The following is a 16,934-nucleotide window of genomic DNA, read 5'->3' on the forward strand; positions in this document are numbered from 1 at the left end:
GGCGCCTTCTCCTGCTCCCCCGTTCCCCGTTTCCCCCGTACTCCCCCGTGTCCCCCCGCCGGACCCCCGTTCGGTCGTTCCCCCGGGTCCCCCGGTCTCGCTCCCGCCGACGCCTGGCCGGCGGAAGGAGCGGATCCGGGGTAGCTCCGTTCCGGCGCCCCGTGTCGCCGGTGCCGGAGCCGAACCCCTTCTCCGTGCCTCCACTCTCTCCTTCACGCAGGTCGGCCCCCATCCGCGCGCGTACTCATCTCACCGGCTAGGTACGCGTACTCAGGCCTGCGCACTCAACCCCAAGACCCCTCCGTCGCCGACTGGTTACGATCGCGTCCGTGTCCATACTTCCCCTGATCTTCACCAGCGCCTGGGCCAGCGGCATCAACTCCTACGCCGTGATCCTGCTGCTCGGCGTGTTCGGCGCGACCGGGCTGAGCGACGAGGTGCCCGAGGCACTGCAACGTCCCGACGTACTGATCGCGGCCGGTGTGCTCTTCCTGTGCGAGGCCGTCGCCGACAAGATCCCGTACGTGGACTCGGCGTGGGACTCGGTGCACACGGTGGTCCGGCCGGTGGCCGGCGCGGTCGTCGCGGCGCTGCTCGCCGGGCAGAGCGGGTCGCTGCCGGAGCTGGCTGCGGGCGCGGTCGGCGGTTCCACGGCCCTGGTCAGCCACCTGGTCAAGGCCGGGACACGGATGGCGGTCAACACCTCGCCGGAGCCGTTCAGCAACATCGTGGTGAGCATCGCCGAGGATCTCGGGGTCGGCGCCCTCATCACCCTCGCGATCTTCTACCCCGTCGCCGCCGCGGTCATCGCGGGCACCCTGCTGCTCGCCGGGTTGCTGCTGCTCTTCTTCCTGGTCTCTCGGATCCGTCGCTTCCTGCGCCGCCGGGCCGAGAAACGGCTCGGGCAGACGGCGACCCAGCGGTCCGGCTGAGCCGTCCTTCGAGGTCAGTGAGCCGTTGTCAGTGGCGGCCGATAAAGTCCCACGCATGGCACGGATTGCGGTGATCGGCGCCGGGATGGGCGCGATGGCGGCCGCTGCCCGGCTGGCCGTCGCGGGCCACCGGGTGGCGGTGTACGAGCGTACGCAGACGTACGGCGGAGCGGTGCGCCGCTTCGAGCGCGACGGCTTCGGGTTCGACACGGGCCCCGGGCTGCTCCCGCTCCCGGCCGTGTACCGCGACCTGTTCATCAAGACCGGCAAGGAGCCGCTGGAGGCGTGCGTCGAGCTGGTCCAGGTCGACCCGTCCGCCCTGCACGTCTTCGCGGACGGCACCGAGCTCTCCCTGCCGAACGCCTCACGCGCGGGCGTCGTGGCCGCCCTCGACGAGGCGCTGGGCGCCGGAAGGGGCGGTCGCTGGGGCGACTTCCTGGTCCGCGCCCGCGAGGCGTGGGACCGCACGCGCAGGCCCCTGCTGGAGGAGCCCCTGTGGCCGAACTGGCAGGTGCTGGCCGACCGCGAGCCCTACCCGGCGGTCCCCCACAAGCGCCTCCTGCGCACCCGCCGGGCCGGCACCCTCGCCGAGGTCGGTGCCTGGGAGCTGCGCGACCCCCGGCTCGTCGCCCTGCTGGAGAGCCACGCGCTCGCCTACGGCCTGGACCCGCGCGTGGCCCCCGCGAGCGCGGCGGTGCTGCCGTACCTGGAGCACGCGTTCGGGACCTGGTATGTGCGGGGCGGCATACGGGAGTTGGCGCGGGCGGTGTACGAGCGGTGCGTGGCCAGGAGGGTCGACTTCAGCTTCGGTGCCGAGGTCGTGCGCGTCCTGGACAAGGACGGCCGGGCGGCGGGGGTGGAGCTGGCCGACGGGACGGCGGCGGAGGCGGACTTCGTGGTCGCCGGGGTCACCCCCGGGGTGCTGGACCGTCTCGTGCGAGAAGCGGCGGTCCGAGGCGCGGACGAGGTCGTGCCCCAGCACGGGGCAGCGAGCCGACTGACGGTGCTGCTGGCGCTGCGAGGCGGCCGACCGGAAGGTACGGCGCACCGCACGGTCGTGCACGCGGAGGATCGCGAGACCGAACTGGACGCTCTGTTCGGCACCGCTCCTGGCATGCCCGCGCGGCCCACGGTCACCGTACTGCGGCCCGACGACGCCGAACTGGTCCCGGACCTCGGGCATGAAGCGATCACACTGAGCTCGGTGGTGCCCGAGCAACCCGACCGGGGCTGGGCGGAGCGGGAGGTCTTCGACCTGCACGCCGAGAATCTGATCGCCGTCGCCGAGCGTGCCGTGCCGGGCCTGCGCGACCGCCTCCTCTGGCACGAGGTGTGTACTCCGGCCGACATCGCAGAGGCGACCGGCACGGAGGGCGGAGCGGTTCCGGCGCCTGCGCTCGCCGCGGGCGCCGGACGTCTGCTGCACCCGTCCAACAGCACGGCCATCCCCGGCCTGTTCACCGTCGGCGGCTGGTCCCACCCCGGTGGCGGGCTTCCGCACGCCGGTATGTCGGGCGCGCTGGTGGCCGGGCTGATCGTGGAGGGGCCGGAGTTCCGGGGGTCGCAGTGAGTCAGAAGCGGTACTGCTCGTCGTACCCGTTCCCCTGGTCCTGCTGCTGGCCGTTGCCCTGGTACGGGTACTGCTGCTCAGGCGGGAGTTCGCCGCCGTACGTCTCGTCGGTGCGCTGCTGCGGGACCCAGACGCCGCCGGGCGGGGTCTCTCCGTAGGTGCCGGTGCCGTACTGGTCCTGGGCGTAGCCCTGCTGGCCGTACTGCTGCTGACCGTAGGCGTCGTAGGAGGCGTCGCCGTAGGTCTGGGTGCCGATGTACGGGTCGGAATAGGCGGCGTACTGCTGCTGGCCGGTGGCGTCGTAGCCGTACTGCTGCTGGTCGTAGCCGGAGTAGCCGACGTCGTACCCGTAGCTCTGGTCGGCCGTCGCGTACTGGTCCTGGGGCTGGCCGGCGGCCGCGTAGTTCTGGTCGGCGGCGGCGTAGGCCGGATCGCTGTATATGCCGTACGAGCCGGTGTCCTCGGGGAGGGGCTGGGGCTCGTAGACGGAGGCCGTCTCCGCGGCCGTGGGCCGATCCGGGCGGGAGGGGGTGAAGACGTCGTCGCGGTCGTAGTCGTCCTGGCCGTAACCGGCCTCGCCCCGACCGTAGTTGGCGTCGTCCCGACCGAAGTTGGCGTCGTCCCGACCGTAGTTGGCGTCGTCCCGACCGTAGTTGGCGTCGTCGCCCGCGAAACCGCCGGTCGCCTCGAGGTCGGAGACCTCCAGGGTCGGCTCCTGGCGGTCCGGTTCACCGCGGCGGCGCTTGGCCGCGGTCAGGGGGCCGAGGGCCGGTGCGGAGACGGCCCAGCCGGCCGAGAAGCCGCGGCGGAACGACAGCGTGACGTAGGTCTGGCCGACCGCGAAGGCCGCCGCGCCCAGACCGATGACGATGACGGACGGGATCAGCACCCCGACCACGACGCCGAGGAAGCCCACGAAGGCGAGCAGCCGCCAACGCAGCCGCGCCTTGTACTGCAACAGCACTTCGCCCAGCAGCCACAGCGCGACCACGCCGAACGCGATGTAGAGGACCGTCCAGCCCATGTACGCCCCTCTCCCAGTGGCCGCCTACGCAGTGTGACGTATATCAGGACGGCCGGTCTAGGCCTGCGGTGGGTGGTGCAGGCCCAGGTTCTCGTAGATTTCCAGCGTCGCCGTGGAGTTGTTGAGCGTGATGAAGTGCAGTCCGGGCACTCCCTCGGCCAGCAGCCGTGCGCAGAACTCCGTGGCGAACTCGATACCAATGGAGCGTACAGCCGCCGGATCGTCCTTTGCTGTGAGGATCCGCTCTTTCAGGGCGGCCGGGAAGGAGGCGTTGGTGAGGGACGGGATCCGCTCCAGCGTCCTTACGCTGGCGATCGGCATGATCTCCGGAATGATCGGGGTGTCGCAGCCGGCGGCCGAGACACGGTCGCGCAACCGCAGGTAGTCCTCGGGTTCGAAGAACATCTGCGTGATCGCGTAGTCCGCCCCGGCGCGGCACTTGTCGACGAAGTGACCGACGTCCGCCTCCCAGTCGGCGGAGCGCGGGTGCATCGCCGGGAAGGCCGCGACGCCCACGCAGAAATCTCCGGACGCCTTGATCAGTTCGACGAGCTCGGCGGCGTAGGTCAGGCCACGCGGGTGCCGCACCCAGTCGCCGAGCGGGTCGCCGGGCGGGTCGCCGCGCAGTGCCAGCATGTTGCGGATCCCGGCGTCGGCGTACTGCCCGATGATGTTGCGCAGGTCGGCCACCGAGTGGTCGACGGCGGTGAGGTGGGCGATCGGGGTGAGCGTGGTGTCCGAGGCGATGGCCTCGGTCGCCTTGACCGTGCCCGCGCGGGTGGAGCCGCCCGCGCCGTACGTCACGGAGACGAAGTCGGGTCCGACGGCCTCGACCCGGCGCAGCGCGTTCCACAGGTTCCGCTCGCCCTTCGGGGTCTTGGGGGCGTAGAACTCGAAGGAATACGTCGTCTTGCCGGTCGCGAGCATCTCGCGCACGGTACGAGCGTGGTCCGACCTGATGGATGCGGTGCCGAGGGCCATACTCGCAGGTTAGCCAGGGGTCCCCGGTCCCCCAACCGGGCGCCGGGCATTTGCCCGAATTGCCGGGTTGTTGTCCACGCCTTGGACAACAAGGGCCACAAAGCAACATCACCGGGGCCGGACGGAGCCCCGGGACCGTGAATCCCTACGGCACTGACCACTGACTGAGACGAGCCAGGGCGAAAATGAGACGCGGCCCTTGAGGGAGCCGCCGCGCCGGGCCGGGCCTACGCCTGCCGCAGTCGCTTCGCGAACTCCGCCGCCGCCCCTGCCGGGTCGGCCGCCTCGGTGATCGCCCGTACGACGACGACACGGCGGGCGCCCGCCTGCAGCACCTCGTCGAGGTTGGTCAGGTCGATGCCGCCGATGGCGAACCAGGGACGGTCCGTGCCGAGCGCGGCGGTGTGGCGGACCAGGTCGAGGCCGGGGGCGTGGCGGCCGGGCTTGGTGGGGGTCGGCCAGCAGGGGCCGGTGCAGAAGTAGTCCACGCCCTCCTGGACGGCGGCCGCGTCGGCCTCCGAGTCGGCGTGCGTCGAGCGGCCGACGAGGACGTCGTCGCCGAGGATCGCGCGCGCGGCGGGGACAGGGAGGTCGCCCTGGCCGAGGTGCAGGACGTCGGCACCGGCGGCGTGCGCCACATCGGCACGGTCGTTGACCGCGAGCAGCTTGCCGTGCCGGGCGCAGGCGTCGGCGAACACCTTCAGGTGCTCCAGCTCCTCGGCCGCCTCCATGCCCTTGTCCCGCAACTGCACTATGTCGACACCACCGGCCAGCACGGCGTCGAGGAACTCCGGGAGGTCGCCCTGGCGCTTACGGGCGTCGGTGCAGAGATAGAGCCGAGCGTCGGCGAGCTGAGCGCGGGCGGTGCCTGCGGCGGCGGTTTCGGACATACGGGAGCCCCCTGGGATCGGGTTGCCGGGCGGGTGACATCGGGCTGGTGCCGGACGGTGGCACGGTATCCGGAGCGGCACGGTACCTGTGTGATCCCATGGCAAGGCGCGAAGCCTCAGCGCAGACCAGGCATTTTGCGCCCGAAGCCTGAGCTGAATGGCACAGCGCCGCACCGACTCACGGGCCAGGCCCGAGAAGCCGGCGGCAACGCCCGTCGGCGCGCCCCCAGCCCCCGCCGCCCACGGCCGCGGTCACCCGCGGCCGTGGCCCGCAAGGCCCCGGCCCGTACGCCGGACGGTGTTCGGATCAGTTGGTGGGGTCAGACGGCGAGCGCCTGGGCGCGGCGCTTCACCTCCGTGCCGCGATTCTCGCTGAGGGCCTGCGCCGGGGTGCCGGGCAGGCTCTCGTCGGGAGTGAAGAGCCACTCCAGCATCTCTTCGTCGGTGAAGCCGTCGTCCCGCAGGAGCGTCAGGGTCCCGGACAGGCCCTTGACGACCTTGTCCCCGTCGATGAAGGCGGCAGGGACGTGCAGTGCGCGGTTCTCACCTCGGCGTACGGCGATGAGCTGGCCCTCCTTGACCAGCTGCCGCACACGCGTCACCTCGACATCGAGCATCTCTGCGATGTCGGGCAGGGTGAGCCAGGCGGGGACGAGAGCATCGATCTTTGCGTCAATCTCGGTCACGGAAACAAGCCTGCCATCTGCCACTGACAGTCGGAAGCCAGGCCGGTCCACCCGGGCAGGGCCGGCGCGCTACGCCGTCGCCGTCTTCATCGGCTTGGCCGGGTCCACCAGCAGCTCGGCGTTCATCGGCGTGCCCGCCTCGATCAACCGCCGCCCCTGCGCCAGATCCCTCGGCCGGCCCACCGCCAGCAGGGCGACGAGACGGGCGCCCCGCAGCCAGCAGACCGTCCAGGCGGGCCCCGACGGGTCGCCGCGCCACAGCAGCGTGTCGGCGGCGGCGTGATGGCCGGCGTACTGGACGAAACGGCCGAACTGCTCGGACCAGAAGTACGGCACGGGGTCGTAGACGGCGGAGGTCTCGCCGAGGATGTTCGCGGCGACCGTGCGAGGGCCCTGGAGCGCGTTGTCCCAGTGGTGGACCAGCAGGCGCTCGCCGTACCTTCCCGAAGGGAAGGAGGCGCAGTCACCGACCGCGTAGACGTCGGGTACGGAGCTGCGCAGCCGGTCGTCGGCGACGACCTCGCCGTGCGCTCCGAGCTCGATGCCCGAGCCGGCCAGCCAGGCCGTGGCGGGGCGCGCCCCGATGCCGACCACGACGGCGCCCGCCGGCAGCCGCGAGCCGTCGTCGAGGATCACCGCGCCGAGCTCGACGCGCTCCACGCGCGCGTGCGTCCGCAGAACCGCCCCGCTGTCCTCGTACCAGGAGGTCATCGGCGCCGCCACCTCCGCGGGCAGCGCCCCCGCGAGCGGCCGGTCGGCGGCCTCCACGACGGTCACCGCGCAGCCCGCCTCGCGCGCGGCCGTGGCGAACTCGGCGCCGATCCAGCCCGCGCCGACGACCACGATGTCGTGCTGCCGGGCGAGCACCGGCCGCAGCCGCTCGGCGTCGTCCAGGGTGCGCAGCAGATGCACCCCGGGGACGCCGCCCGCGCCCGGCAGCCGGATCGGTTCGGCGCCGGTGGCGAGGACGAGTACGTCGTACGGGACGGGCCCGGCCTCGGTGTCCAGCTCGTGGTCGGCGGTGCGCACGCCCAGTACCTCGCGCCCCAGCCGCAGTTCGATGCCGAGCGCCTCGAAGTCCACGTCGAAGGCGGAGCCCTCGGCCTTGCCGAGCAGTACGGCCTTGGACAGGGGCGGCCGGTCGTAGGGCTGATGGGGCTCGGCGCCGATCAGGGTGACGGTCCCGGTGAAGCCCTGTTCCCGCAGGGCGACCGCTGTCTGCACCCCGGCCATACCCGCGCCGGCGATGACCACGCGGGGCGTCGGTGACGTGCCCCGTTGCTGCGTCTGCTCGCTCACCTGATCACCATAGACAAGTGACTGTCCGTCAGTCAGGGGGCGTGCTCGGTGAGCTGCTCCACAACGCTGGTCCCCGAGCCGTCCTGCGACTCCCACTCCCAGGTCTCGTCCAGTCGCACCCGCCCGTCCGGCAGCTCGACCACCGTCGACACACAGTGCCCCGACGACGTCGTCCCGTCCCGCTTCAGCTGCACGTACCGGAAGTCCAGCCGGTCGCCGTCCCTGGTGCCCACCAGGTGCCCGCGCACCACGTCTCCGCCGGCGTACTCGGCCCAGATCTCGCCGTCCTTCTCGTGGTACGTGAACCGGGTGCGGGTACCCACCTGACCTGGGGCTTGGTCGGCCACGGGGGCGAGGACGAGACCGTCGAGCGAGCGGGGCACGGGCGGAGGCTCCCTTACTGAGACCTACGGCGGCGGGCTAGGGTGGCCAACGTAGAGCACTCGCGGGAGCCCGGACGCACCGGGCTGAGAGGGAGGCTGGGCGGCCTCCGACCGTACGAACCTGATCCGGGTCATGCCGGCGAAGGGAGGGGCTGGACGCCCATGTCGCGTACGCGAACGTCAGACGTCCTCGTCATCGGGGGCGGAATCATCGGCCTGGTCACGGCGTGGCGGGCCGCGCAGCGCGGGTTCACGACGGCGGTCGTGGATCCGGAGCCGGGCGGCGGGGCCGCCCAGGTGGCCGCCGGGATGCTGGCGGCCGTCACGGAACTGCACTACGGCGAGCAGACCCTGCTCGGCCTGAACCTCGCCTCGGCCCGCCGCTACCCGGATTTCGCGGCCGAGCTCACCGACGTCACCGGCCATGACCTCGGCTACCGCCGGTGCGGCACGCTCGCCGTGGCCCTGGACGCCGACGACCGCGCCCACCTGCGCGAACTGCACACCCTGCAACGCCAGTCGGGGCTGGACTCAGAGTGGCTGTCGGGGCGTGAGTGCCGGCGTCTGGAGCCGATGCTCGCGCCGGGCGTGCGCGGCGGGCTCCGGGTGGACGGCGACCACCAGATCGACCCGCGGCGGCTTGCCGCGGCGCTGGTGGCCGCGTGCGAGCGGGCGGGGGTCGCCTTCCACCGCACGTGGGCCGAGCGCCTGGACGTCGTACGGAACCGGGCGGCGGGCGTCACCACGACGGGCGGTACCGAGCTCGGCGCCGGCCAGGTGGTCCTCGCGGCCGGCAGCCTCAGCGGGCGACTCGCGGGGGTCCCGGACGACGTACTGCCGCCGGTGCGCCCCGTGAAGGGGCAGGTGCTGCGGCTGACCGTGCCGAAGCGGTACGCGCCGTTCCTGAGCCGGACCGTGCGGGCCGTGGTGCGGGGCAGCCAGGTGTACCTGGTGCCGCGCGAGAGCGGGGAGCTGGTCGTGGGCGCGACGAGCGAGGAGCTGGGCTGGGACACGACGGTGACCGCGGGCGGGGTGTACGAGCTGCTGCGCGACGCCCACGAGCTGGTACCCGGCATCACGGAGCTACCGCTCACCGAGACCCGCGCGGGCCTGCGCCCCGGCTCCCCCGACAACGCGCCGCTGCTCGGCCCGACCGAGCTTGCGGGGCTCTCGCTGGCCACCGGGCACTACCGCAACGGCGTACTGCTCACGCCGGTCACCGGCGACGCCATGGCCCATGTGCTGACCACCGGTGAACTCCCGGACGAGGCCCGTCCGTTCACGCCGATGCGTTTCTCTCCCGCCGCGCTCACCGAGCACGCCGTACGCACGGAGCAGCCCGCATGAACATCTCCCTCAACGGGGAGCGGCGAGAGGTCGCTCCCGGTACGGCGCTCGACGTCGCCGTACGGATGCTCACCGCGGCGCCCTCCGGAGTGGCCGCCGCCCTCAACGAAACCGTCGTCCCGCGCGCGCAGTGGCCGTCGACGTCCCTCTCCGAGGGGGACCGCGTCGAGGTCCTCACCGCCGTCCAAGGAGGCTGAACCATGGCCGACGATCCCTTTGTCATCGGCGACACGTCCTTCACGTCCCGGCTGATCATGGGCACGGGCGGGGCGCCCAGCCTGGAGGTCCTGGAGCGGGCGCTGGTGGCGTCCGGCACGGAGCTGACCACGGTCGCGATGCGGCGGGTGGACCCTTCGGTGCACGGCTCCGTGCTGTCGGTCCTGGAGAAGCTCGGGATCCGGGTGCTGCCGAACACGGCGGGGTGCTTCACGGCCGGAGAGGCCGTGCTGACGGCCCGCCTCGCGCGCGAGGCGCTCGGAACGGATCTGATCAAGCTGGAGGTCATCGCCGACGAGCGGACGCTGCTGCCTGATCCGATCGAGTTGCTGGACGCGGCGGAGACGCTGGTGGACGACGGGTTCACGGTGCTGCCGTACACGAACGACGACCCCGTGCTGGCGCGGAAGCTTCAGGACGTGGGCTGTGCGGCGATCATGCCGCTCGGCTCTCCGATCGGGTCGGGGCTCGGCATCCGCAATCCGCACAACTTCCAGTTGATCATGGAGCACGCGCGTGTGCCGGTGATTCTGGACGCGGGCGCCGGTACGGCTTCGGACGCGGCGCTGGCGATGGAGCTGGGGTGCGCGGGCGTGATGCTCGCCTCGGCCGTGACGCGGGCGCAGGAGCCGGTGCTGATGGCCGACGCGATGCGGCACGCGGTGGAGGCGGGGCGCTTGGCGTACCGGGCGGGGCGGATCCCGAAGCGGCACTTCGCGGAGGCGTCGTCTCCTGCGGAGGGCCTGGCCGTGTTGGATCCGGAGCGTCCCGCCTTCTGAACGGCGTCGCAGTCCCCACTGCTCGCCCACCCGCCGTGGGGGCTGAGCGCCATCGGCGGCCGCCACAGCGTGGTTTGCGTCACAGGTCGGCTGCAGTACCGGGCCGATCCTGGCCGAACCGGCAGTCGTGTCAGTGTCGGCTCGTACACTCACCTGCGTGGATACGACCCTTCAGGACCCTCTGGTCGGGCAGGTGCTCGACGGCCGGTATCGCGTGGACGCGCGGATCGCCGTCGGCGGGATGGCCACGGTCTACCGGGCCGTGGACACCCGCCTGGACCGCGTGCTCGCGCTCAAGGTGATGCATCCGGCGCTGGCGGTCGACGGGGTCTTCGTCGAGCGGTTCATCCGGGAGGCGAAGTCCGTCGCCCGGCTGGCGCACCCCAATGTGGTGCAGGTCTTCGACCAGGGCACCGACGGGTCGTACGTCTATCTCGCCATGGAGTACGTCGCGGGCTGCACCCTGCGTGACGTCCTGCGCGAGCGCGGAGCGCTCCAGCCCCGGGCCGCCCTGGACATCCTGGAGCCGGTGCTCGCCGCGCTCGGCGCCGCGCACCGGGCCGGTTTCGTGCACCGGGACATGAAGCCGGAGAACGTGCTGATAGGGGACGACGGCCGGGTCAAGGTCGCCGACTTCGGGCTCGTGCGCTCCGTGGACACCGTGACGAGCACCACCGGTGCCGTGCTCGGCACCGTCTCCTATCTCGCGCCCGAGCAGATCGAGCAGCCCGGCGCCGCCGACGCCCGCGTCGACGTGTACGCGTGCGGGGTCGTGCTCTACGAGATGCTCACCGGCGACAAGCCGCACGACGGGGACTCCCCCGCCGTGGTGCTCTACAAGCACCTGCACGAAGACGTCCCGCCACCCTCGGCGATCGCGCCGGGACTGGCGTACGAGCTCGACGTGCTGGTCGCCGCGGCCACCGCGCGCACCCCGGATCTCCGCCCGTACGACGCCGTGGCGCTGCTCGCCCAGGCCCGGCAGACGCGGGCCGCGCTCAGCGAGGACCAGCTGGACGCGGTGCCGCCGCAGGCGCTCACGACGGAGCACGGCAACGCCGACGACCGTACGAGCGTGATCCCGCGCGCGCTGACGATCCAGCGGCCGCTGCCCGTGAACGAGGACGAGCCCGAGGCCGTCTTCAACCGGACCAGCCGGCTGGAGACTCCCCCGCCCCCGCCGCCCCAGCGGGGGCGCACCGCGCGTGCTCCGCGCGGCCCGCTGCTCGTCGTCGCCGCCGTTTTGCTGGCCCTCGGCCTCGGCGTCGGCATCTGGTACATCAACTCCGGCCAGTTCACCGAGGTCCCGCCGCTGCTCTCCAAGACCGAGGCGCAGGCCAAGGACCGCCTGGAGGACGCCGGGCTGGAGGTCGGCAAGGTCGAGCGCGCGTACAGCGACACCTTCGACCGCGGCACGGTCATCAGCTCGGACCCGAAGTCGGGCGCCCGCATCCGGCACAACGACTCCGTGGCTCTGGTCCTCTCGCTGGGCCCGAAGACCGTGAAGGTGCCCGATCTCCAGGGCTACCCGCTGGACAAGGCGAGGAGCGAGCTGAAGGAGATCGGCCTGGAGCCGGGCGTCGTGAACCGGGAGTTCAACGACGACGTGACCAGGGGCTCCGTGATCTCCTCGGTCCCCGGGACCGGCACCAAGGTCCGCTCCGGCTCCGCGATCGAGCTCACCGTCAGCAAGGGCAGCCCGGTGGACGTCCCGGACGTCACCGGCGAGCGCCCGGCCGACGCGCGGGCCGAGCTGGAGGAGGCCGGCCTGAAGGTGAGGATCGCCCCCACGCGGGTCAACTCCGAGTTCGACGCGGGCCAGGTCGCCCAGCAGTCTCCGGCTGCGGGCGGCAAGCCGGCCGCCGAGGGCGACACCGTCACCCTGACGCTGTCCAAGGGACCCGAGATGATCGAGGTCCCGGACGTGGTCGGTGACAGCGTCGACGACGCCACGGCGGAGCTGAAGGCCGCCGGCTTCGAGGTCGACGAGGACCGCGGCCTGCTCGGCCTGTTCGGCGACACGGTCAAGAAGCAGTCCGTGAAGGGCGGGAAGACCGCGCCCAAGGGGTCGACGATCACGATCACCATCCGATGACCGGGGCGGGTGGCTGCCATGACACCCTGAACGGGTGAAGAGTCAGCAGTCCGCCACCCCGGGAACCCCTCCCGGCCCCTCCCGCAATCCCGTCGGCGGCCACGTCCCCGTGGCCGGCGGCCTCAGCTCCGTCGGGCTCACCTACGCCCATGACCTCAAGGCCGAGACGGTCCAGGTCTTCGTCGCCAACCCGCGCGGCTGGGCGACGCCGGCCGGGAACCCGCGGCAGGACGAGGAGTTCCGCGCGATCTGCGCGGCCGAGTCGATCCCGGCGTACGTGCATGCGCCGTATCTGATCAACTTCGGCTCGCACACCGAGGCGACGGTCGAGAAGTCGGTGGAGTCGCTACGGCACTCGCTGCGCCGCGGCCGGGAGATCGGCGCGCTGGGCGTGGTCGTGCACACGGGCAGCGCGACCGGTGGCCGGGAGCGGTCGGTGGCCCTGAAGCAGGTACGGGAGCACCTGCTGCCGCTGCTCGACGAGCTGACCCACGACGACGACCCGTATCTGCTCCTGGAGTCCACCGCCGGCCAGGGCGCCTCGCTCTGCTCCCGCACCTGGGACTTCGGGCCGTACTTCGAGGCGCTGGACGCCCACCCGAAGCTCGGCGTATGCCTGGACACCTGCCACATCTTCGCCGCCGGCCATGATCTGACCGGCCCGTCCGGCATGCACCAGACGCTCGACCTGCTGGTGGACACCGTCGGCGAGGGGCGGCTGAAGCTGATCCACGCCAATGACTCCAAGGACGTCGTCGGCGCGCACAAGGACCGGCACGAGAACATCGGCGCGGGTCATATCGGCGAGGACCCGTTCCGGGCGCTGATGACGCACCCGGCCACCGAGGGCGTACCGCTGATCATCGAGACGCCCGGCGGGAAGGAAGGACACACGGCGGACGTGGAGCGGCTGAAGAAACTCCGGGACGGGTAAGTCGTTACGGAATACCCCAGGGGGGTATACGGTTCTTGCTCGGTGCAGGAACCGTGACCTGACATTGGGGGCCGTCATGCAACACGAAGCACAAGCGTCACACGCGCACCACCACGAGCCGGCCGCCACCAGCAGCTGGGCGATGGCCGTCCGGGCCACCCTGCACTGCCTCACCGGCTGTGCCATCGGCGAGGTACTGGGCATGGTGATCGGCACCGCGCTCGGCTGGGACAACGTGCCGACACTGATACTGGCGATCGTTCTCGCGTTCTTCTTCGGCTACGCGCTCACCCTGTGGGGCGTACTGAAAGCGGGTGTCGACCTGCGCGCCGCGCTCAAGGTGGCGCTGGCGGCGGACACCCTGTCCATCGCCGTGATGGAGCTGGTCGACAACGGCGTGATCGTGCTGTGGCCGGGTGCGATGGACGCCGAGCTCGCCGACCCGCTGTTCTGGTGGGTGCTGGCCATCGCGCTGGCCGTCGCCTTCGTCCTGACGACACCGGTCAACAAGTGGATGATCGGGCGCGGCAAGGGCCACGCGGTGGTGCACCAGTACCACGGCTGACCGACGTCAGGAGTCAGAGCTCGGGCCCGTCCCCGGGCTCCTCCTGGTAGGAGTACCGCTGTTCCTTCCAGGGGTCGCCGATGTTGTGGTAGCCGCGCTCCTCCCAGAAGCCGCGACGGTCGGCGGTCATGTACTCCACGCCCCGGACCCACTTGGGCCCCTTCCAGGCGTAGAGATGGGGGACGACCAGGCGGAGGGGGAATCCGTGCTCCGCCGTGAGCAGTTCGCCGTCCTTGTGGGTGGCGAAGATCGCGCGCTCGGAGGCGAAGTCGGCGAGGCGCAGGTTGGAGCTGAAGCCGTACTCCGCCCACACCATCACATGGGTGACGGTCGGCGCGGGCGGGGCGATCTCCAGGATCGTCCGGGCCGGAATGCCGCCCCACTCCGCACCGAGCATGCTGAACTTGGTGACGCAGTGCAGATCGGCGAGGACGGTCTTGTACGGCAGGGCCGTGAACTCCTCATGGGTCCAGCAGTGCTTCTCACCGTCGACGGTCGCCCCGAACACCCTGAACTCCCAGCGTTCGGGCCGGAACTTGGGGACCGGTCCGTAGTGGGTGACGGGCCAGCCGCGCTGCAGCCGCTGTCCCGGCGGGAGCTCGGAGTGTGCTGCTGCTCCACCTTCGCGCTCCACCGGCTGACCCATGACTCCATCCTGACAGACCTGGGGCAGTGCACCTGACCACACCCCTCCTCAATTCACCTCATAACGGACTAAGCATGCCCTAACTTACTAAGTGAAGACTTACTGGACGATCTTCGCTGCCGGTGCAATCATGCGGCGCAACCTGCCAGTTCCCCCGCGTGGAAGGAGCCTCTGCGATGCAGGGCGACCCCGAGGTCCTCGAATTCCTGAACGAGCAGCTGACCGGCGAGCTGACGGCGATCAACCAGTACTGGCTGCACTACCGGATCCAGGACAACAAAGGCTGGACGAAGCTCGCCAAGTACACGCGTGAAGAGTCCATCGATGAGATGAAGCACGCGGACAAGATCACCGAGCGCATCCTCATGCTGGACGGCCTGCCCAACTACCAGCGCCTGTTCCATGTGCGGGTCGGCCAGACGGTCACCGAGATGTTCCAGGCCGACCGGCAGGTCGAGGTCGAGGCGATCGACCGTCTCAAGCGGGGTATCGAGGTGATGCGCACCAAGGGCGACATCACGTCCGCGAATCTCTTCGAGTCGATCCTCGAAGACGAGGAGCACCACATCGACTACCTGGACACCCAGCTGGAGCTCATCGACAAGCTGGGTGAGGCGCTGTACATCGCGCAGCAGATCGAGCAGCCCAGCTAGGGAGCGAGCCGACGGGAGCTACGCCGCGTCCGCCAGGTCGGTGAGCACCGGCTTGCCCTGGTCGGCCAGCTCACGGCGGGGGCACGCCCCCCGGCCCAGGATCGCCTGGATCCGGCGTACGCACGATCCGCAGTCGGTGCCGGCCTTGCAGGCGGACGCTATCTGGCGGGGCGTACAGGCACCGTCCTCCGCGTGCTTCTTGACCTGCTGCTCGGTGACACCGAAGCAACTGCAGACGTACACGCGGATCACCTCCCGCCGGGATCGAAGTCGTGCCATCCCCTTGATCGGTGAGGCTAACCTAACCTTACCCGGCTCACAGGAACGGTAAAAGTGCTGTGGGGCGCGGATCGAATGTGATCCGCGCCCCACTCACGTCCCTGTGACAGGCGATGCCGTCACTGGTCCCGGTACATCTCCGCGACGAGGAAGGCCAGGTCGAGCGACTGGCTGCGGTTGAGCCGCGGGTCGCAGGCCGTCTCGTAGCGCTGGTGCAGATCGTCGACGAAGATCTCGTCGCCGCCGCCCACGCACTCGGTGACGTCGTCGCCGGTGAGCTCCACGTGGATGCCGCCCGGGTGGGTGCCGAGGGCCTTGTGGACCTCGAAGAAGCCCTTGACCTCGTCGAGCACGTCGTCGAAGCGGCGGGTCTTGTGACCGGAGGCCGCCTCGAAGGTGTTGCCGTGCATCGGGTCGGTCACCCAGGCCACGGTCGCGCCCGAGGCGGTGACCTTCTCGACCAGCTCGGGGAGCTTGTCGCGGACCTTGTCGGCGCCCATGCGGACGATGAAGGTCAGCCGGCCCGGCTCACGGTCGGGGTCCAGGCGCTCGATGTACTGCAGCGCCTCCTCGGCCGTCGTCGTCGGGCCGAGCTTGATCCCGATCGGGTTGCGGATCTTCGAGGCGAACTCGATGTGCGCGTGGTCCAGCTGCCGGGTGCGCTCACCGATCCACACCATGTGCGCCGAGACGTCGTACAGCTGCCCGGTGCGGGAGTCGACCCTGGTCAGGGCGGACTCGTAGTCGAGCAGCAGCGCCTCGTGCGAGGAGTAGAACTCGACGGTCTTGAACTCCTCCGGGTCCGCCCCGCAGGCGTGCATGAAGTTCAGCGCCTGGTCGATCTCGCGGGCGAGCTGCTCGTAGCGCTGGCCCGACGGGGACGACTTCACGAAGTCCTGGTTCCAGGCGTGCACCTGTCGCAGGTCGGCGTAGCCGCCGGTGGTGAAGGCGCGCACCAGGTTGAGCGTCGAGGCGGACGCGTTGTACATCCGCTTCAGGCGCTCGGGGTCCGGGACGCGGGCGGCCTCGTTGAAGTCGAAGCCGTTGACCGAGTCACCCCGGTAGGTCGGCAGGGTCACGCCGTCGCGGGTCTCGGTGCCCTTGGAGCGCGGCTTGGAGTACTGGCCGGCGATACGGCCGACCTTCACGACCGGCACCGATGCGGCGTACGTCAGCACGGCGCCCATCTGGAGCAGGGTCTTGAGCTTGTTGCGGATGTGGTCGGCGGACACCGCGTCGAAGGCCTCGGCGCAGTCGCCGCCCTGGAGGAGGAACGCCTCTCCCTTGGCGACGGCCGCCATCCGGGCGCGCAGCTGGTCGCACTCGCCCGCGAAGACGAGCGGCGGATACGACTCCAGCTCCGCAACGACTGCGCGCAGAGCCTCGGTGTCGGGGTACTCGGGCTGCTGCGCCGCGGGCAGGTCTCGCCAGGTGTTGCCAGCACTCGCGCTGGTCTTAGCGTTCACGGTCACGCCCTCAACATTACGGGGTCGTGTCGGGCGTCCCGCCCCATGCCCAGCAATTGAGACACGAGGTACACGCCTCGGACATCGGGTAGGGTGCCTCGCATGTTCGCGCACTCGATCCAGAACTGGTGGTGGACCGCTCATCCGGCGGCCCACTGATCGCGCGTACGACACACTTCGCGAAGGCCG

Annotated in this window: 19 protein-coding genes and 1 riboswitch; of the genes, 10 read left to right on the forward strand and 9 right to left on the reverse strand. The window is 70.9% G+C overall.

All coding sequences use genetic code 11. The features are described 5' to 3' along the window. The first annotated feature begins 329 nt into the window (after positions 1 to 329). Both ACZ4UU_RS02150 and ACZ4UU_RS02155 read left to right on the forward strand, forming a co-directional pair. Positions 330 to 932 carry a DUF4126 domain-containing protein gene (locus tag ACZ4UU_RS02150; protein ID WP_468036000.1) on the forward strand — a complete coding sequence of 201 codons (603 nt, stop codon included), beginning with the start codon at positions 330 to 332 and terminating at the stop codon, positions 930 to 932. Positions 933 to 987: 55 nt separating this feature from the next. Next, on the forward strand, positions 988 to 2,502 hold the full coding sequence (locus ACZ4UU_RS02155; RefSeq protein WP_468036001.1) for a phytoene desaturase family protein: 1,515 nt from the start codon (positions 988 to 990) through the stop codon (positions 2,500 to 2,502). Position 2,503: 1 nt separating this feature from the next. Here ACZ4UU_RS02155 and ACZ4UU_RS02160 read toward each other — a convergent pair whose 3' ends face one another. The 6 genes from ACZ4UU_RS02160 to ACZ4UU_RS02185 all read right to left on the reverse strand — a co-directional run bounded on the left by ACZ4UU_RS02160 (position 2,504) and on the right by ACZ4UU_RS02185 (position 7,765). Further along, the gene (locus ACZ4UU_RS02160) at positions 2,504 to 3,526 is read right to left on the reverse strand and encodes an SCO2102 family sporulation regulator (RefSeq protein WP_468036002.1); all 1,023 of its coding nucleotides are present in this window, start codon (positions 3,524 to 3,526) and stop codon (positions 2,504 to 2,506) included. 57 nt (positions 3,527 to 3,583) lie between these two features. Next, complete coding sequence (gene metF, locus ACZ4UU_RS02165; protein ID WP_468036003.1) at positions 3,584 to 4,507, reverse strand: methylenetetrahydrofolate reductase [NAD(P)H]; 924 nt, start codon at positions 4,505 to 4,507, stop codon at positions 3,584 to 3,586. Positions 4,508 to 4,734: 227 nt separating this feature from the next. Continuing rightward, positions 4,735 to 5,397, reverse strand: coding sequence for a thiamine phosphate synthase (thiE, locus tag ACZ4UU_RS02170; RefSeq protein ID WP_468036004.1), 663 nt, complete (start codon positions 5,395 to 5,397; stop codon positions 4,735 to 4,737). Positions 5,398 to 5,717: 320 nt separating this feature from the next. Further along, complete coding sequence (locus ACZ4UU_RS02175) at positions 5,718 to 6,083, reverse strand: Rv2175c family DNA-binding protein (RefSeq protein WP_031483328.1); 366 nt, start codon at positions 6,081 to 6,083, stop codon at positions 5,718 to 5,720. A 69-nt stretch (positions 6,084 to 6,152) separates the two neighbouring features. Further along, on the reverse strand, positions 6,153 to 7,382 hold the full coding sequence (locus ACZ4UU_RS02180; RefSeq protein ID WP_468036005.1) for an NAD(P)/FAD-dependent oxidoreductase: 1,230 nt from the start codon (positions 7,380 to 7,382) through the stop codon (positions 6,153 to 6,155). Between the two features lie 32 nt (positions 7,383 to 7,414). Further along, positions 7,415 to 7,765 carry an avidin-fold protein gene (locus ACZ4UU_RS02185; protein WP_468036006.1) on the reverse strand — a complete coding sequence of 117 codons (351 nt, stop codon included), beginning with the start codon at positions 7,763 to 7,765 and terminating at the stop codon, positions 7,415 to 7,417. 52 nt (positions 7,766 to 7,817) lie between these two features. Then, positions 7,818 to 7,930: riboswitch (TPP riboswitch) on the forward strand. Between ACZ4UU_RS02185 and thiO the strand changes: the two genes are divergently transcribed. The 6 genes from thiO to ACZ4UU_RS02215 all read left to right on the forward strand — a co-directional run bounded on the left by thiO (position 7,928) and on the right by ACZ4UU_RS02215 (position 13,701). Beyond that, the gene (gene thiO, locus ACZ4UU_RS02190; protein ID WP_468036007.1) at positions 7,928 to 9,112 is read left to right on the forward strand and encodes a glycine oxidase ThiO; all 1,185 of its coding nucleotides are present in this window, start codon (positions 7,928 to 7,930) and stop codon (positions 9,110 to 9,112) included. It overlaps the preceding riboswitch by 3 nt. Further along, positions 9,109 to 9,309 (forward strand): sulfur carrier protein ThiS, encoded by a 201-nt coding sequence (thiS, locus tag ACZ4UU_RS02195; RefSeq protein WP_468036008.1) that lies wholly within the window; start codon positions 9,109 to 9,111, stop codon positions 9,307 to 9,309. The genes thiO and thiS overlap by 4 nt, the downstream gene beginning before the upstream one ends. Positions 9,310 to 9,312: 3 nt before the next feature. Beyond that, positions 9,313 to 10,107: a thiazole synthase gene (locus tag ACZ4UU_RS02200; protein WP_468036009.1), complete on the forward strand. Its 795-nt coding sequence runs from the start codon at positions 9,313 to 9,315 to the stop codon at positions 10,105 to 10,107. A gap of 157 nt (positions 10,108 to 10,264) precedes the next feature. Next, positions 10,265 to 12,202 carry a Stk1 family PASTA domain-containing Ser/Thr kinase gene (gene pknB, locus ACZ4UU_RS02205; protein WP_468036010.1) on the forward strand — a complete coding sequence of 646 codons (1,938 nt, stop codon included), beginning with the start codon at positions 10,265 to 10,267 and terminating at the stop codon, positions 12,200 to 12,202. Positions 12,203 to 12,236: 34 nt separating this feature from the next. Continuing rightward, positions 12,237 to 13,136, forward strand: coding sequence for a deoxyribonuclease IV (locus ACZ4UU_RS02210; protein WP_468036011.1), 900 nt, complete (start codon positions 12,237 to 12,239; stop codon positions 13,134 to 13,136). A gap of 76 nt (positions 13,137 to 13,212) precedes the next feature. Next, the gene (locus ACZ4UU_RS02215; RefSeq protein ID WP_468036012.1) at positions 13,213 to 13,701 is read left to right on the forward strand and encodes a DUF4396 domain-containing protein; all 489 of its coding nucleotides are present in this window, start codon (positions 13,213 to 13,215) and stop codon (positions 13,699 to 13,701) included. A 13-nt stretch (positions 13,702 to 13,714) separates the two neighbouring features. On the opposite strand, the gene ACZ4UU_RS02220 is transcribed toward ACZ4UU_RS02215, so the two are convergent. After that, the gene (locus ACZ4UU_RS02220) at positions 13,715 to 14,347 is read right to left on the reverse strand and encodes a sulfite oxidase-like oxidoreductase (RefSeq protein WP_468036013.1); all 633 of its coding nucleotides are present in this window, start codon (positions 14,345 to 14,347) and stop codon (positions 13,715 to 13,717) included. 176 nt (positions 14,348 to 14,523) lie between these two features. On the opposite strand from ACZ4UU_RS02220, the gene bfr reads away from it, so the two are divergent. Then, positions 14,524 to 15,000, forward strand: a complete 477-nt coding sequence (bfr, locus tag ACZ4UU_RS02225; RefSeq protein ID WP_062702861.1) for a bacterioferritin — start codon at positions 14,524 to 14,526, stop codon at positions 14,998 to 15,000. Between the two features lie 18 nt (positions 15,001 to 15,018). Here bfr and ACZ4UU_RS02230 read toward each other — a convergent pair whose 3' ends face one another. Together ACZ4UU_RS02230 and ACZ4UU_RS02235 are read right to left on the reverse strand one after the other, a co-directional pair. Next, on the reverse strand, positions 15,019 to 15,279 hold the full coding sequence (locus tag ACZ4UU_RS02230) for a (2Fe-2S)-binding protein (protein ID WP_468036014.1): 261 nt from the start codon (positions 15,277 to 15,279) through the stop codon (positions 15,019 to 15,021). A gap of 119 nt (positions 15,280 to 15,398) precedes the next feature. Next, positions 15,399 to 16,751, reverse strand: coding sequence for a class II 3-deoxy-7-phosphoheptulonate synthase (locus ACZ4UU_RS02235; protein WP_383444490.1), 1,353 nt, complete (start codon positions 16,749 to 16,751; stop codon positions 15,399 to 15,401). Between the two features lie 96 nt (positions 16,752 to 16,847). Here ACZ4UU_RS02235 and ACZ4UU_RS02240 point away from each other — a divergent pair, with 96 nt between their 5' ends. Next, a complete protein-coding gene (locus tag ACZ4UU_RS02240) occupies positions 16,848 to 16,904 on the forward strand; it encodes a trp operon leader peptide (RefSeq protein ID WP_076973970.1) in 57 nt (18 codons plus the stop codon). The last annotated feature ends 30 nt before the right edge of the window (positions 16,905 to 16,934 follow it).

Source organism: Streptomyces sp. NPDC028907, from assembly GCF_055564995.1.

Bases quoted from the DNA above. Each gene is read 5' to 3' on its own strand.
- ACZ4UU_RS02155 (WP_468036001.1), top strand. From the start codon at position 988: ATGGCACGGATTGCGGTGATCGGCGCCGGGATGGGCGCGATGGCGGCC.
- ACZ4UU_RS02160 (WP_468036002.1), bottom strand. From the start codon at position 3,526: ATGGGCTGGACGGTCCTCTACATCGCGTTCGGCGTGGTCGCGCTGTGG.
- metF (WP_468036003.1), bottom strand. From the start codon at position 4,507: ATGGCCCTCGGCACCGCATCCATCAGGTCGGACCACGCTCGTACCGTG.
- thiE (WP_468036004.1), bottom strand. From the start codon at position 5,397: ATGTCCGAAACCGCCGCCGCAGGCACCGCCCGCGCTCAGCTCGCCGAC.
- thiO (WP_468036007.1), top strand. From the start codon at position 7,928: ATGTCGCGTACGCGAACGTCAGACGTCCTCGTCATCGGGGGCGGAATC.
- thiS (WP_468036008.1), top strand. From the start codon at position 9,109: ATGAACATCTCCCTCAACGGGGAGCGGCGAGAGGTCGCTCCCGGTACG.
- ACZ4UU_RS02200 (WP_468036009.1), top strand. From the start codon at position 9,313: ATGGCCGACGATCCCTTTGTCATCGGCGACACGTCCTTCACGTCCCGG.
- ACZ4UU_RS02215 (WP_468036012.1), top strand. From the start codon at position 13,213: ATGCAACACGAAGCACAAGCGTCACACGCGCACCACCACGAGCCGGCC.
- ACZ4UU_RS02220 (WP_468036013.1), bottom strand. From the start codon at position 14,347: ATGGGTCAGCCGGTGGAGCGCGAAGGTGGAGCAGCAGCACACTCCGAG.
- bfr (WP_062702861.1), top strand. From the start codon at position 14,524: ATGCAGGGCGACCCCGAGGTCCTCGAATTCCTGAACGAGCAGCTGACC.
- ACZ4UU_RS02230 (WP_468036014.1), bottom strand. From the start codon at position 15,279: ATGGCACGACTTCGATCCCGGCGGGAGGTGATCCGCGTGTACGTCTGC.